Raw genomic sequence first — 16,658 nt, forward strand, 5'->3', positions numbered from 1 at the left:
ATGGAGATAGTTATAATGCTTGCAGCTGCAGCAGCAGTATATCTTGGGCTGTCAGGAATATATACGCACATATGGACAAAGAATCTTGAGGCGGATGTACGATTCTCGACAGATTCAGCAGTGTGCGGTGATGAGATTGAGATTGTTGAAGTCATTTCCAATGACAAGTGGCTTCCTCTTCCTTTTGTCAATGTAAAGTTCCAGATGGACAGAAAGCTTGAATTTGAAGGAGAAGACTCTAATTCGAGTGTTACGGATAAGTCATATAAAAATGATGTGTTTTCTCTGCTTTTTCATCAGAGGATAACCAGGAGACTTCCGGTACGGTGCAGGCGGAGAGGAGTCTATTGTATAGACAGCATTGAGCTTGTCTCAAAGGGAATATTCATGAATCAGGTCATGAGCTGTCAGAAGTATATGCACAGGGAGCTTATTGTGTATCCGAAGATTGCAGACGTAAACGGAATAGATATCCTGAGCAGAAATGTGCTTGGAGACATAATAACCAGGCGTGCGATGTATGAAGATCCGTTTGAGATACGTGGCATACGCGATTATACAACTTATGATTCAATGAAGATGATTAACTGGAAGGCTACTGCAAGGACACTCGGACTTAAAGTTAACATTCATGACTATACATCAAGCAGGAAAGTCTGCATTATCATGAATCTTAAGCCTGATGGCATGATTATAAATGGAGCACTGCAGGAAGAGAGCATATCGATTGTGGCAGGACTTGTACAGAGGCTTAGTGCGCAGGGCGTAGTCACGGGGATAGTCAGCAATGGACGTGACCGTGTTACAGGTACAGAACTTATTGTAGACGGAGCACAGGGACTTGCACATATTAAGACGGTTAATACATGCCTTGCGCGGATTGATCTCAATCTTGATATGGAGCCGGTTGAGAATCTGTTTGACAGAATAGATGAGCAGTCCGTATGTATTATGGTATCTCCGGGAACCAATAAAGCTCTTCAGTCAGGATACAATGATATGTGCAGACAGGGAAAAGCCGTATCATGGATACTGCCATATCATGATGGAATGGATACCGGACTGCAGTTTTGTCCGGATGTATCCGTAACACCATGGGAGGTGGCAAGATATGAGTAATAAAAAGGTAATGTCAATAATAGAAATATTACTGGCGGGAACTGTGTTTCTTGTTATGGCTGTCGTGATTGGATATGAACCTCTCGGATATGGCTTACGGGATTACTGGAGATGCCTTATGGTATACGCAGTGGCTGCATGGACATGGTTCCTGCGTCATGCGGGATTGACAAACCGGAGATTTTACGCCGGTCACATGGCGGCGGTCATTGCGGCTGCACTTTTTGGACGTAATGATAACGAATCATTTATGTATTGCATCATAGTACTTATAATTACATTATACTCGTCATATGTTATGTATAAGAACCAGAGACCTGATAAAGAACGCATATCGTATGTGGCACTCATTGTAATGGTTGCAGCATATATATCAGGGACGGCATATGGCTGCAGTACAGTACGGGAGACAGCGGTGCTGGCAGCGGCAGCATTTGCAATATTGTCAGTAGTTTATCAGAATATGTTCAGAATTAACGGCGTTTCAGAGCTGAACAAAAGCACAACGAACTTTCCGGCAGGACAGCTTGGCAGAGTTAACGGCTGGGTGCTGGCTGTTACTGTAATATGCATGGCAGCGGCAATGCTGGCTGTACTTGCATTGCCCGGAGGACATCTCGGATTTGCCGGTGACGCATGCAAAGTACTTGGCAGAGGGATAGCAACAGCTATTATATGGATAATTGAGCTGCTCGGTAAATGGCAGAAAACGTCATCATCAGGTCAGACAATACCACGGGAAGATGCACAGGATGAAATTCTTGGCTATATGACATCAGATAACGGTGACGGTAATATAGAGAATCTTATCAATGCTGTTATTGCAGTGACGGCAATAATAATAATTGCGGCTGTAGTAATTGCCGTAATTAAGACACTTAATGCTTTTATGCAGAAAAAAGGCTGTATTAATGAAGGCAGTGATGTTATAGAGTTTATTAAGAGTACTGACAAAAAAGAAAAGATAAAGCATAACACGTATGCTATGGAAGAAAAAGAAACCGGCTCATCAGATGAAAGATACAGGAAGCTTTACCGTAAAGCAGTAAAAAAAGGCATGAAGCGTTCGGGAACAAAGACAATGCCGCAGGCGATGATTCCGGGAGACATCACAATACAGAATATTACATCTGATGAAAAGATTGCAGGAGAGATCACAAGAGCGTACGAGATTGCGAGATATTCACACAGATCTGTATCTGACGGGGATATAAAACAGCTTAAAAATATTAGCAGATAGCCGGCAGATAATAAATATTTTATATTAACTATTTTAAAATTCTGCTGGACTTTTATCGGATAGTTGTGTATAATTAGCGATGTAAGTTTTATAATAAGTAAATGCCATGAAGAGGAATAGTATTTGCGGACCTGTTGCAGAGAGCTGCCGGTTGGTGCGAGACAGCAGATGGAAAGCAATGAACTCACCTTGGAGCAGCTACCCCAAAGCTATATGGAATCAGGATTATCAGAATTATGATGTATATGGCAAGTAGACGTAGCCGGGAGCCGGCCGTTACATCGGACAGGATATAATGTATATATATACACGTATCCGGTGAGAGCACAGGAAACTGTGAATTAGAGTGGTATCGCGTGAGATTATATGTCTTTCGTCTCTTACATGCACAACAGCATGTGGAGGCGGAAGATTTTTTTTGTGACAACTCTGTGCCATTTACTTATTAAATATGAGTTAACGATAAATATTAAAAATGTGAGAGTGCGCAGACCGCACAGGAATGGAGGAGACAATGTTTGATTACAGACAGTACAAGAAGACTTATTTTATGCCACCCGTGGATTGCTATGACTGGGTTAAGAAGGACTGCATCGATAAGGCCCCTATATGGTGTTCTGTAGATTTAAGAGACGGCAATCAGGCACTTATCGAGCCGATGAGCCTTGAGGAGAAGCTGGAGTTCTTCGAGATGCTTGTCAAGATTGGCTTTAAGGAGATAGAGGTAGGCTTCCCTGCTGCTTCAGATACAGAGTACCAGTTCTTGAGAGCACTTATTGAACGCAATATGATTCCTGATGATGTTACAATCCAGGTACTTACACAGGCAAGAGAGCATATCATCCGCAAGACATTTGAAGCATGCAAGGGTGCTCCTAATACGATAGTACATGTATATAACTCTACATCTGTTGCACAAAGAGAGCAGGTATTCAGAAAGTCTAAGGAAGAGATTAAGCAGATTGCAGTAGATGGAGCGAAGCTTCTTAAGGAACTTGCAGACAAGACAGAGGGCAACTTCTCATTCAAGTACAGTCCTGAGAGCTTCTCACAGACAGAGGTTGATTATGCACTTGATGTATGTAATGCGGTTATTGATGTATGGCAGCCTACACCGGAGCATAAGGCTTATATTAATCTCCCTACAACAGTTGAATGTGCAATGCCTCACGTATTTGCAAGCCAGGTAGAGTATATGTCCAAGAATATGCATAACCGTGATTCAATCATTCTTTCAATTCATCCGCATAATGACAGAGGCTGCGGCATCAGCGATGCAGAGCTTGGTGTGCTTGCAGGTGCGGACAGCGTTGAAGGTACTCTGTTCGGCAATGGTGAGAGAACAGGTAATGTAGACATTATGGTACTGGCAATGAATATGTATTCACAGGGCTTTGATCCTAAACTGGACCTGTCAGATATGCCGGGTATTGCAGCAACATATGAGAGACTTACACAGATGAATATACATATGCGTCATCCTTATTGCGGTAAGCTTGTATTTGCTGCATTCTCAGGTTCTCATCAGGATGCAATTGCCAAGGGAATGGAGTGGAGAAAAGAAAAAGACATGGATCACTGGAATGTGCCATATCTGCCAATTAATCCTGAAGATGTAGGACGTACATATGACAGCGATGTAATAAGAATAAACAGCCAGTCAGGTAAGGGTGGAGTTGCATATGTGCTTGATCAGAGCTTCGGAATTAAGGTGCCTAAGAAGATGAGAGAGGATCTTGGATACGCAGTCAAGGCTGTATCTGATGTTGAACATAAGGAACTTTCACCTGAAGAGATTCATGATATATTTGAGAAGAGATATAAGAAGTTTGTACCTGATTTTGATATTGTCGAGGTACATTTCAGACAGGTTGACGGTATCCAGACAACTGTAACTGTAGAGCAGGATGGAGTAAGGAGTGTTATCGAAGCAGGCGGTAACGGCCGTCTTGATGCGGTTAGCAATGCACTTGCAAAGCATTTTGACAGATCATGCAGAATTATCTGCTATGAGGAGCATGCACTTCAGGATGGTTCTGATTCAAGTGCTATCGCTTATGTGGGAATTGAAGGCGGCGATGGCAGGAACTACTTTGGTATAGGTATAGATCCCGATATTATCAGAGCCTCAATTGACGCACTTGTATCAGCCATGAACAGGAGCATGCAGTAAATGAAGCCGGACAGAATTGTGCTTGCAAGCGGTTCGCCAAGAAGAAAGCAGCTGCTTGAGCAGGTTGGCATGAAGTTTGATATTATTGTAAGTGATGTTGAGGAAATAGTGACAAAGACGCTTCCGAAAGATGTGGTTTGTGAACTGTCTGCGCAGAAGGCGCAGGCAGTATATGACCGGCTGGAAGATACAAAGAATGTACTTGTTATAGGTGCGGATACTGTTGTAAGTGCAGAGAACAGGATACTTGGTAAGCCTCATGACAGGGATGATGCATTCAGGATGCTTAAGCTGATTCAGGGAGAAAGCCACAGTGTATTCACGGGAGTGACACTGATTCATAATGATACGGCAGAGACATTTGCTGTAGAGACAAAGGTTCATGTAATGCCGATGACTGATGAGCAGATATATGCATATATAGATACTAAGGAGCCTATGGACAAAGCGGGTGCATATGGAATACAGGGGCGCTTTGCCGCATATGTAAGCGGAATAGACGGAGATTATAATAATGTTGTGGGGCTGCCTGTAGCAGCAATATGTGACAAACTCAGGAGTGACGGATATGAGATATAAAGCATGCATCTTTGACCTTGATGGTACAACAACCGATTCTGTCGGAGCAATTGCGCATACAGCGAATCTTGTGCTTGAAAAATACGGACTGCCTGCACAGCCGGAAGAAGCATATAAGCATTTTGCAGGAGACGGTCAGTTTGAACTCATTAAAAGAGCATTGAGAGCTGCGGGAGATACTAAGCTTGAATATTATGATGCTGTTATGGCAGATTACATTGAAGAGTTCAGGACAGGCTGTACCTACAATGTTGTTCCTTATGACGGGATACTGCCAATGCTTGAAGAACTTAAGCATATGGGGATAAAGACTGCAACACTCAGTAACAAGAGGCATGATAATGTTATACACGTAGTTGAAACGGTATTCGGAGACGGACTTTTTGATGTTGTGATGGGGCAGTCCGATGACATCCCCAAAAAACCGGCACCAGACGGAGTATATAAAATTCTTGACAAGCTGGGTGTTGATGTATCACAATGTCTGTATATCGGAGATACTAATACGGATATATTCACGGGAAAGAATGCCGGAGTTGATACTGTCGGAGTAACATGGGGCTTCAGAGGAAGAGAAGAACTTGAAGAAGCCGGAGCTGTATATATCGTAGATTCTCCTGAACAGATATTGGAGATATGCAGATGATTAAGTTTATTGCCAGTGATTTGGACGGAACTATATTACAGAATAAGGCACAGCATGTTGATGATACAACAATGCAGGTTATCAGGCAGCTGGTAGACAAAGACATGCTGTTTGCACCGGCAAGCGGAAGACAGCGTGAGAGTCTTAAGAAGCTTTTTGCACCTGTTGCTGATAAGCTTGTATATATATCGGAGAATGGGGCGCTTGTAAGTTACAAAGATACAATTATCAATAAGATGCCTATTGAACGCAGCCTTGCGATGGATATGATTGCGGATATTGATTCAATAGAGAATTGTGAAGTGCTTGCGTCAGGCGAGCATTATGCATATATACGCCCCAAGTCTGAGCTGTTTCTCAACAGGATGACTAAGGTTGTCAATTATGAGACGCGTATAGTAAAGAGCTTTGATGAGATAGATGAAGATATCATAAAGGTATCTGTGTGTGATATCAGCGGTATAGACAACTCACAGAAGCATTTTCATGATATGTGGGGAGATAAGGCGAGTGTTGCGGTATCGGGAGATCTGTTCCTTGACCTTACGGCCAAGGGTGTTAACAAGGGTGTAGGAATAAAAAAGATTCAGGAATATTTTGGATTGTCAGCGGATGAGTGTATGGCATTCGGAGATAATTACAATGATATTGAGATGCTTGAGAGTGTGACACATTCATATGCAATGGAGAATGCAGTTGATGAGATAAAAAGACATGCTGCCAACGTCACGCAATCGGTTGAGAGCGTTATAAGAAAATTATGCAATTAGAATGAAAAACGGCACTTTGTGCTTGTATACAAACCTGAGATGCCATGAAAAAGGCAGGAATGAGGATTTATTATGGATGAGAGAGATTTAAGAATATGTGCAGAATATTTTCTTGAGCATCAGAATCAGCTTTTTGATGAACCTGTTGCTGAGAATATGGAGGAAGCCTGTGAATTTCTTGATGAATGTATGGCACAGGTGTTTAATGATATTCATGAGGTAAAGGATTATTTTGAAGATGCCGGAATGGATGTAGATGGAATGGATGATGATGAGATACGCGGGCAGATGGAAGTATTTTCGCTTCCTGACGGAAGATATCTTATAGTGGAAGGCTGATTAATAAGGACAGGCAATCAGGAAGCAGATATGCAGAAAATCAGAGTTATATGTGTGGGTCGTATCAAAGAAAAGTTCTACACACAGGCAGTAGAGGAATATTCAAAGAGACTGTCACGGTATTGCAGGCTGGAGATTACGGAGCTGGCAGATGAGAAGACGCCTGATAACGCAAGTGATGCGATGAATGACAGAGTTAAGGAAAAAGAGGGAGACCGCATTCTGGCGGCAATCCCTGAAGGAGCTTATGTAATAGCACTCGCAATTGAAGGCAGGATGTGCGATTCTGTTGAACTTTCAAAAAAGCTCGAAAGTCTTGGTGTAGAAGGACACGGAAGTATTGTGTTTATAATCGGAGGCTCACTCGGACTTGACAGAAGAGTGCTCGACAGGGCTGATTATAAGCTGAGCTTTTCACGGATGACATTTCCGCACCAGCTTATGAGAGTAATTCTTCTTGAACAGGTATACAGGGCGTACAGAATAAGCAACAATGAGCCTTATCACAAATAAAAACAACATAATGCACAAAAAATACCAACAAATAGTATATATTTGTTGGTATTTTTGTATTTTGTGCTATTTTTAAACGGATACCGTGTACCGCAGATTAGGAAAGCTCAGAATCCGGTGCATGGTATCTGTTTTTATGCGCTGGTTATGTGATTTATATCCTATATTGTTATTACCGAAGCATTTTCATAAGGAATGCCTTTTAATAAAAATTATATTATTTTTTGAAATAGTCAGGAAAGTTCTCTTTGAGAGTGTTGAAGTTCTCAATGTAACGAGTCATGTGAAGCTTTGCAATCCGTGCTGCCTTCTCTTTGTCATGCTGTTCAATGGCAGTCACAAGCTCCTGATGATCATGGATTATATTGTCGGTCTTGTGGCATTTGACGCTCAAGATGGATGTACGGTCAAAGTGCGGTGAAGCACTTTCGATAAGTTCAAGCCAGAAAGACTTGCCACACATCTTATAAATCATTGCGTGGAATTCTTTGTCGAGCAGGAGAGTTTTCTCATCATTGCCGCGGGATATGTACATCTGCCACATTGCAATATTCTCCCACAGTTTATCTATCTGTGTCGGAGTCAATACATCACATGCAATTACAGCAAGCTCGGCTTCAAGAATTGAGCGTAACTGGCGTACTTCCTCAACAAGTTCTGCATCAATGTATGAGACAAATGCGCCGATTTTGGGACGTATATCTATAAGCTGTCTTGACGCAAGGTCAAGCTCTGCTTCTCGCACAGGACTGCGGCTTACTCCGAATAATGTGCAGAGCTCTGGGATGTCAATCTGCTCTCCCGGAGTGAGATTCGCATTAATGATGTTATATGTAAGCTGCCTTAAGACATAGTCTTTGGCGGATTCTTCGGATAATCTGTCAGATACAGTAATCATTATACCCTCCATAGCGTAATAGTATGAAATGTATGCGTAAACATACGGATGTATGAAACTTGCTACTATTAAAATAACATGTTATAATTCATTTTTAAAGAAAAATGTGATAAAATATTTATTTAGAGTTCGGTTTTTGCCTGTGCGCAAATCCGGAATGCCATAAGAGACGGCAGGAATGGAGAAGCAAGATGAATATTATAGTTGTTGGCTGTGGTAAAGTCGGTTACACACTGGTAGAACAGCTGAATAATGAAGGTCATTCAGTGACCCTTATAGATAAGAATCAGGCAGCACTTGAAAAAGCAGTTGCAAAGCTCGATGTACTCGGAATATATGGTAATGGAAGCAGTTACCGTGTGCAGGAGGAAGCAGGTGTATCTAATGCAGATCTGCTTATTGCAGTTACCAATCAGGATGAAGTGAATCTGCTCAGCTGCCTTATAGCAAAGCAGGCAGGGCATTGCCAGACAATAGCAAGAGTGCGTAATCCGGAATACTATGAAGAGATTAATTTTATAAAGGAAGAACTGAAGCTTGCTATGGCTATTAATCCGGAACGCTCAGCGGCATATGATATATTAAGGCTTGTGCAGATACCATCGGCAATGGAAGTCGATACATTTGCAAGAGGAAGAATTAATCTTATCAGCTTCAAGATACCTGATTATTCTCCACTTGACGGAAAAAAGATTATGGATGTATCCGGAATCCTGGGTAATAATGCATTGTTCTGCGTTGTTCAAAGAGACGGGGAAGTGATTATACCAAGTGGTAATACAGTACTTCACTCAAAAGATAAGGTATCTGTTGTAATGCCGCTGCGTGAGATGCCGGATTTCTTTGACAGAATAAAGCTTGCCAATAAGCCTATAAAGAGTGTTATGATTGCAGGAGGAGGAAGCATATCCTTCTATCTTGCCAAGGAGCTTATTAAAGCGAATGTACAGGTTAAGATATTTGAGACTGACAGGGCAAGGTGCGAGGTGTTAAGCGAGCAGCTTCCGGAAGCCGTTATTATCAACGGTAATGCGGTAGATGAGAGCCTGCTGGATGAGGAAGGTGTAAGACAGACGGATGCATTCGTGGCGCTTACCAATATGGATGAAGAGAATATCATGTTGTCGCTGTATGTTAACAGCATATCAGATGCTAAGCTTATAACTAAGATTAACAGGCTTTCTTTTGAGAAAGTTATTAATGGAATGCCTCTCGGAAGTGTTGTATGCCCTAAGAATATTACGGCAGAAAAGATAATAAAGCATGTAAGATCTATGCAGAATTCCGCTGATTCAAGTAATGTTGAATCACTGTACCGCCTTATGGATAATAAGGTTGAGGCACTTGAATTCAATGTAAGAGAATGTTATGAGAATAAGGCTCTTATAGGCAGGACACTTATGGAATTAAAGCTTAAGAAGAATCTTCTTATATGTTCAATTAACCGTGACGGCAGGATAATAACACCAAGCGGTAAAGATACTATAGAAGTCGGAGATACTGTTGTTGTGGTTACAAGTAATCTTAACCTTTCCAGAATAAGCGATATTCTTGAATAGGAGCTGTAATAATGAACTATGGTATTATTCGTTATATAATAGGTAAAGTTATAGAGATTGAAGGTGCATTCTTTGTCATACCGGTGCTCACGGCACTTGTATATCATGAATGGAGCGGACTTGGAGTGTATGTGCTGCTTGCATGTCTTTATATGTTTGCAGGATTTATCATGTCATCAAAAGAACCGGAGAAGAAGGAATTCTATGCAAGAGAAGGATATGTACTTGCAGCGCTTGCGTGGATTATTATGAGTATTCTCGGTGCCATTCCGTTTGTGATTACAGGAGACATACCATCTATGGCTGATGCAGTCTTTGAGATTGCATCGGGATTTACAACAACCGGAGCAAGTATTCTTGCAAGTCCGGAGCCTCTGCTTAAGTGCAATCTTATGTGGAGAAGCTTTTCACACTGGATAGGAGGAATGGGAGTCCTTGTATTTCTTATAGCAATACTGCCTTCAGGCGGTGGTGAAAGCATATATATAATGAGGGCAGAGAGTACGGGACCATCTGTCGGAAAGATTGTTCCGAGAATTAAGCAGACATCCAAGATACTCTATGAAATATATACCGCACTTACGTTTATTCTTTTTGTACTGCTGGTGCTTGGAAGAATGCCGGTATTTGATGCAATCTGTCTTACATTTGGTGCTGCCGGAACCGGTGGATTTGGTATACTTGCAGACAGCGTGGCATCATATAACACATACTGTCAGGTTGTGATAACAATATTCATGCTGCTGTTCGGTGTGAACTTTACATTTTTCTATATGCTTCTTATAGGCAAGGCCAGGGATGCATTCAGGATGGAAGAAGTCAGGGGATATCTGGCAATATATTGTGCGATAACACTGCTTATCACGCTCAATCTGTGGGCGCAGAACGGACATTTCATGCATCAGCTTCAGCAGGTGTCGTTCCAGACATCATCTGTTATGACAACAACCGGATACTCAACACAGGATTTTAATGCCTGGCCACAGTTCTCCAAGATACTTATGGGGCTCCTCATGGCAATCGGAGGATGCACGGGAAGCACAGGCGGAGGAATAAAAGTATCAAGAATTCTGGTATATGTAAAGGGAATAATTAAGGAGATATCAGAACAGGTTCATCCGAGGCGTGTTAAGGTTCTTAGGGTGGATGGCAAGAGAGTTGATGATTCGATACTCAGGGCAATATATATATATCTTGCCCTGTATACGCTTATATTTGTCATATCACTTGTTATCGTGGGAATTGACGGATATGACTGGGAGACTACATTCTCAGCGGTTCTTGCGACGATCAATAATATCGGTCCCGGATTCGGCCTTGTCGGGCCGACAGGCAATTTTGGAATGTTTTCCGTTATGTCGAAGCTTGTGCTTACGTTTGACATGATTGCAGGAAGACTGGAGCTTATTCCTTTATTCGTGCTCCTTATGCCGGATACATGGAAGAAAAATGGTTAATAAGCGCATGGCGCAGGAATGGAGATTACAGTGAAGAGACGCAGAAAAAGACTGGTTCGTATTATTGCAGCACTGGCAGTGCTTGCACTTATCTTTATATATAAAGGAATGTTTAACGGCAAAGGTCTGTACTTTACAACGGGCTTTGGCAGACATGAGATACTTCAGGCAGGCAGTCAGAAAGCATATGATTATGAAGCATCAATTCTTTTTGCAGATGTCAGGAAGCAGTATGAGTCGCTGTTCGGAAGCAATGTGTGGAGCCGTGAGATAGACGGTCAGAGTTTTGAAACATACGCAAGGCAGCAGGTACGGACTAAGCTGATACGTGTTGCGTATATGAATGAACTTGCGGACAAAAGAGGCGTTGTTCTTAACAGGGAAGAAAGCACTAATATAAGTAAGGCAGCAAAAGAATATCTTGCATGTGTTGATGACGCATCTGCTAAAAGGCTGGGACTTACGCAGGAGCAAATTGAGCAGATGTTTACGAAGTTTGCAATAGCATCACGGCTTTATAATGACATGACTGCCAACCTGCAGACAGAAGTAAGTGCCGATTATGCGAGGGTAATCACAATCCAGTATATAAGTGCCGATTCAGAGAATTTAATAAATAGCGCCAAGGCAAGACTTGATGGCGGAGAGAGCTTTTTCTATGTTGCAAGGGATATTAATAACGGCGGAGATTATGAGTGTGAATTAAGACGCGGCGAGATGGAAAAAGAATTTGAAGAGGCTGCATATAATCTTGCAACCGGTGAGACAAGCCAGATTGTAAGCTGCAAAGGAAGATATTATATCATCAGGTGCGTAAGTGATAATGAGAAGACAAAGACCGAGGCTAATAAGAATGATATAATCGAAGCAAGAAAGCTTGAAGAATTTAATAAGAATTTTGAGGAATATGAAGGCTCAATATATCTGCATTTTAATGATAAGCTGTGGGATAAGACAGACTTTAATACGGTGAATGAAAACACGGCTTTTGAAGATGTATTCAACAAATATTTCAAGTAGAAGATTCAATATAGAAATGGAGAAAGTATGGCTGGAAATAAATATGATGAGAGCAGTATATCAATCCTTGAAGGGCTTGAGGCTGTAAGAAAAAGACCCGGAATGTATATCGGCAGCGTGGGCACCAAGGGATTGAATCACCTTATTTATGAAATTGCTGATAATGCCGTTGATGAGCACCTTGCGGGATTCTGTTCGGAGATTACGGTAACACTTAATGCCGATGGTTCGGCAACAATTGCTGATAACGGGCGCGGTATACCTACGGGAATACATCCCAAGGCAGGAATATCAACAGTTGATGTAGTATTTACAATGCTTCATGCCGGGGGCAAGTTCGGTGATGGAGGATATAAGATATCAGGCGGTCTTCACGGCGTTGGCGCATCTGTCGTCAATGCCTTATCTGTGTGGCTGGAAGTTACAATAAAAAGAGATGGCATAGTATGGCATCAGCGTTATGAAAAGGGCAGGAGAACAGGAGAACTTACACAGACCGGAACATGCCGTAAGCACGATACCGGCTCTACGATTACATTTCTTCCTGACGGAGAGATATTTGAGAAGACAGTATTCAAGGCGGAAGCTATAAAGAGCCGTCTGCATGAGACTGCGTATCTTAATCCCGGACTTACAATCCATTTTGAGGACAAAAGGCATATAGAGACACCTGGGGATGACATAGAGACTTTTCATGAAGAAGACGGGATCAAGTCATATATAAAGGATCTCAACGAAGGAAAAGAGTGTATACATGATATAATATATTTTAAGAAGAAGCGTGAAGGAATAGAGGTAGAGGCTGCATTCCAGTTCGTAAATGAGTTCGAGGAGAATGTCCTCGGCTTCTGCAACAATATATATACGCAGGAGGGCGGAACTCATATAACGGGCTTTAAGAGCAAGTTCACAACAATAATTAACCAATATGCAAGAGAACTTGGAATTCTGAAGGATAAGGATGCTAACTTTACGGGACTTGATGTGCGTAACGGAATGACGGCAATTATTGCAGTCAAACACCCGGAACCGAGATTTGAGGGACAGACCAAGACGAAGCTTGATAACCCTGATGCGGGCAAAGTGGTTGCAGAGATAACGGGAGAGGAGCTTCAGTTATTTTTTGATAAGAATCTTGAGACACTTAAGAGTGTTATTGCATGTGCCGAAAAGTCAGCTAAGATAAGGAAGGCTGAGGAAAAGGCTAAGACCAACATGCTTGTTAAGCCGAAGTTCTCATACGATACCAATGGCAAGCTTGCCAACTGTGAGAGCCGCAATCCTGAGGAATGTGAAGTGTTCATTGTAGAGGGAGACTCAGCCGGAGGTTCCGCAAAGACTGCACGTAACAGAAGAACACAGGCGATACTTCCTATAAGGGGTAAGATACTTAATGTTGAGAAGGCGTCAATAGACAAGGTGCTTGCCAATGCAGAGATAAAGACAATGATAACGTCATTTGGCTGCGGCTTCCTTGAGGGATACGGCAATGATTTTGATATAAGCAGATTAAGATATAACAAGATAATAATTATGACGGATGCAGATGTTGACGGTGCACATATTGATACGCTGCTGCTTACATTTTTCTACAGATTTATGCCGGAGCTTATCAATCAGGGCCATGTGTATATTGCAACGCCGCCTCTTTATAAGGCGATACCTAAGAAGGGCGAGGAGCAGTATATATATGATGATAAGGCTCTTGAAAAATACCGTAAGACACATACAGGAGCTTTCACGCTGCAGCGCTACAAGGGACTTGGTGAGATGGATGCGCAGCAGTTGTGGGAGACAACACTTAATCCTGAGACAAGAATATTAAAGCAGGTGGAGATAGAGGATGCGAGAATGGCAACGGAAGTAACATCAATGCTTATGGGAAGCGATGTTGCACCGAGACGTGAATTTATCTATACACATGCAAATGAAGCAGAGATAGATGCGTAATTATGCTTCTTAATGATAGAAATGGAGACCATAATGGCAGAACAGATAGTAAAAACAGAATATTCTGAGCTTATGCAGAAGTCATACATAGATTATTCAATGAGCGTTATTACGGCGAGAGCTCTTCCTGATGCCAGGGACGGACTTAAGCCCGTACAGCGCCGTGTGCTCTATGCTATGGATCAGCTTGGACTTAATTATGATAAGCCACACCGTAAGTCGGCGCGTATAGTTGGAGATACAATGGGTAAATACCACCCTCACGGGGACAGTTCAATATATGAGACGCTTGTTGTGCTCGAACAGGATTTTAAGAAGGGGATGGCACTTGTTGACGGACATGGCAACTTCGGTTCAATAGAAGGTGACGGGGCCGCAGCCATGCGATATACTGAAGCTAAGCTTAAAAAATTCACTCAGGATGTATATCTCGCAGATCTTGATAAGGATGTTGTTGATTTTATTCCTAACTTTGATGAGACTGAAAAGGAGCCGGAGGTTCTTCCGGTAAGAGTACCGAATCTTCTTATTAATGGTGCTGAAGGTATTGCTGTTGGTATGACAACCAATATACCTACACACAACCTTGGGGAAGTGGTTGATGCATGCTGTGCATATATGGATGACGAGAATATAACAACTGAAGGGCTTATGGAGTATGTCATAGGACCGGATTTTCCGACAGGAGGACTTGTTGTCAATAAGAGCGAGCTTCCCGCAATATATGAATCAGGCACTGGTAAGATCAAGCTCCGCGGCAAGGTTGTATTTGAACCGGCAGCAAAGAAGTCAGAGCGTGATAAGCTTGTCATAACTGAGATTCCATATACAATGATAGGCGCCAATATTGGTAAGTTCCTGTCAGACGTAATTGACCTTGTTGAGACCAAGAAGACATCTGATATTGTAGATATTTCTAACGAATCGTCCAAGGAAGGAATCAGAATCGTACTTGAGCTTAAGCGTAATGCAGACGTTGAAAAGCTTAAGAATATGCTCTATAAAAAGACAAAGCTTGAAGATACATTTGGTGTAAATATGCTTGCAATCGTTGATGGAAAGCCTGAGACATTAGGACTTAAGTCAATAATAAAGCACCATATTGATTTCCAGTATCAGCTTGCAACAAGAAAATACAATACGCTTCTTGCAAGGGAACGTGACAATAAAGAGATTCAGGAAGGTCTTATTAAGGCGTGTGACATAATAGACCTTATCATAGAGATATTAAGAGGCTGTAAGAACCGCTCACAGGCAAAGGACTGTCTTGTTAACGGTAATGTAAAGGATATTAATTTTAAGTCGGAGACATCGAGAAAAGCAGCGTCCGGACTTCATTTCACTGAACGGCAGGCATCAGCGATTCTTGAACTGCGTCTGTACCGTCTCATAGGACTTGAGATATTAGAGCTTCAGAAGCAGTATGAGCAGACACTTAAGAAGATTGCGGAATACGAGAAGATACTTGGAAGCAGAACCGCAATGAAGAATGTAATCAAGAAAGATCTTCAGGCAATTAAGAAAGAGTATGCGCTTCCGAGAAAGACAGTTATCGAAGATGCCAAGGCTGCGGTATTTGAAGAGGAGAAGGTTAAAGAGCAGGAAGTTGTATTTATTATGGACCGCTTCGGATATTCAAAGACTATTGATATTGCGGCATATGAGCGCAATATGGAGGCGGTGCATAACGAAAATAAATACATATTCAAGTGTATGAACACGGACAAGATATATATATTTACAGATAACGGCAATCTCCACCAGATAAAGGTTATGGATCTTCCGTTTACAAAGTTCCGTGATAAGGGCGTGCCTATTGATAATGTCGGCAATTATGACAGCAGCGGCGAGAATATAGTATTCTTAAGCGCAGCAGGTAATATAACAGGCTGCAAGCTGCTTTTTGTCACAAAGCAGGGTATGATGAAGCTTGTGGATACTTCTGAATTTGAAGCGTCCAAAAAGACTGTTGCCGCAACTAAGCTGGCTGATGGTGACAGTATTGCTGCAATACTTAAGACAGATGCTACAGTAGAGGTATACTCAAGATTTAATTATGATGGTTCAATGGCTGAGGATGAAGTGATTGAGAGCAGCCAGAATGTTGTAGTCCGGACAGAGAATGGCGTATTCTTAAAATTCCCTCTTACAGAGATACCGCAGAAGAAGAAAAATGCAGTCGGAGTAAGGGGAATAAAGCTGGTTAAGGATGACACGGTTGATGATGTGTATCTTATCGGTAATACAGAGGATGTAAGTACGGAATATTGCGGAAAAACAATTGACCTTGGCAGAATGAAACTCGCACACAGGGATACTAAGGGAACTAAGGTAAGAGTTTAGTGTGAAAATAAGATTGATATATGATTTTTTACACAGCTGTTTGTGCCTGCGG

The 16,658-nt window shown here is 42.0% G+C and carries 14 protein-coding genes and 1 other annotated feature; of the genes, 13 read left to right on the forward strand and 1 reads right to left on the reverse strand.

Features of this window, described 5'->3' with window-relative positions:
• The 8 genes from NQ488_05670 to rlmH all read left to right on the forward strand — a co-directional run bounded on the left by NQ488_05670 (position 1) and on the right by rlmH (position 7,379).
• A complete protein-coding gene (locus NQ488_05670) occupies positions 1–1,119 on the forward strand; it encodes a DUF58 domain-containing protein (protein UWN96784.1) in 1,119 nt (372 codons plus the stop codon).
• Positions 1,112–2,359 carry a hypothetical protein gene (locus NQ488_05675; GenBank protein ID UWN96785.1) on the forward strand — a complete coding sequence of 416 codons (1,248 nt, stop codon included), beginning with the start codon at positions 1,112–1,114 and terminating at the stop codon, positions 2,357–2,359. Before NQ488_05670 ends, NQ488_05675 begins: the two co-directional genes overlap by 8 nt.
• Positions 2,360–2,456: 97 nt before the next feature.
• Positions 2,457–2,743, forward strand: a binding site (T-box leader).
• 130 nt (positions 2,744–2,873) lie between these two features.
• Positions 2,874–4,532, forward strand: a complete 1,659-nt coding sequence (locus NQ488_05680; GenBank protein ID UWN96786.1) for a 2-isopropylmalate synthase — start codon at positions 2,874–2,876, stop codon at positions 4,530–4,532.
• Complete coding sequence (locus NQ488_05685) at positions 4,533–5,111, forward strand: Maf family protein (GenBank protein UWN96787.1); 579 nt, start codon at positions 4,533–4,535, stop codon at positions 5,109–5,111.
• Entirely contained in the window at positions 5,101–5,757 is a 657-nt protein-coding gene (locus tag NQ488_05690; protein UWN96788.1) for an HAD family hydrolase, read from the forward strand. Before NQ488_05685 ends, NQ488_05690 begins: the two co-directional genes overlap by 11 nt.
• Positions 5,754–6,527, forward strand: a complete 774-nt coding sequence (locus tag NQ488_05695; GenBank protein UWN96789.1) for a Cof-type HAD-IIB family hydrolase — start codon at positions 5,754–5,756, stop codon at positions 6,525–6,527. The genes NQ488_05690 and NQ488_05695 overlap by 4 nt, the downstream gene beginning before the upstream one ends.
• A 72-nt stretch (positions 6,528–6,599) precedes the next feature.
• Positions 6,600–6,866, forward strand: coding sequence for a glyoxalase (locus NQ488_05700; protein ID UWN96790.1), 267 nt, complete (start codon positions 6,600–6,602; stop codon positions 6,864–6,866).
• A gap of 30 nt (positions 6,867–6,896) precedes the next feature.
• On the forward strand, positions 6,897–7,379 hold the full coding sequence (gene rlmH / locus NQ488_05705; GenBank protein UWN96791.1) for a 23S rRNA (pseudouridine(1915)-N(3))-methyltransferase RlmH: 483 nt from the start codon (positions 6,897–6,899) through the stop codon (positions 7,377–7,379).
• 217 nt (positions 7,380–7,596) lie between these two features.
• Here the strand turns inward: rlmH and NQ488_05710 are convergent, their stop codons facing one another.
• On the reverse strand, positions 7,597–8,277 hold the full coding sequence (locus NQ488_05710) for a GntR family transcriptional regulator (GenBank protein UWN96792.1): 681 nt from the start codon (positions 8,275–8,277) through the stop codon (positions 7,597–7,599).
• Positions 8,278–8,468: 191 nt separating this feature from the next.
• Here NQ488_05710 and trkA point away from each other — a divergent pair, with 191 nt between their 5' ends.
• Genes trkA through NQ488_05735 form a run of 5 tightly spaced genes read left to right on the forward strand, consistent with a single transcriptional unit; the run spans position 8,469 to position 16,606 of the window.
• Positions 8,469–9,836 (forward strand): Trk system potassium transporter TrkA, encoded by a 1,368-nt coding sequence (gene trkA, locus NQ488_05715; GenBank protein ID UWN96793.1) that lies wholly within the window; start codon positions 8,469–8,471, stop codon positions 9,834–9,836.
• Between the two features lie 11 nt (positions 9,837–9,847).
• Positions 9,848–11,293 carry a TrkH family potassium uptake protein gene (locus NQ488_05720; GenBank protein ID UWN96794.1) on the forward strand — a complete coding sequence of 482 codons (1,446 nt, stop codon included), beginning with the start codon at positions 9,848–9,850 and terminating at the stop codon, positions 11,291–11,293.
• A gap of 30 nt (positions 11,294–11,323) precedes the next feature.
• Entirely contained in the window at positions 11,324–12,313 is a 990-nt protein-coding gene (locus NQ488_05725) for a peptidylprolyl isomerase (protein UWN96795.1), read from the forward strand.
• Between the two features lie 27 nt (positions 12,314–12,340).
• A complete protein-coding gene (locus NQ488_05730) occupies positions 12,341–14,263 on the forward strand; it encodes a DNA gyrase subunit B (protein UWN96796.1) in 1,923 nt (640 codons plus the stop codon).
• 33 nt (positions 14,264–14,296) lie between these two features.
• Positions 14,297–16,606, forward strand: coding sequence for a DNA topoisomerase 4 subunit A (locus NQ488_05735; protein UWN96797.1), 2,310 nt, complete (start codon positions 14,297–14,299; stop codon positions 16,604–16,606).
• Positions 16,607–16,658 lie beyond the last annotated feature (52 nt).

The sequence above is a fragment of the [Bacteroides] pectinophilus genome, assembly GCA_025146925.1.
Taxonomy (GTDB): domain Bacteria; phylum Bacillota; class Clostridia; order Lachnospirales; family Lachnospiraceae; genus Bacteroides_F; species Bacteroides_F pectinophilus.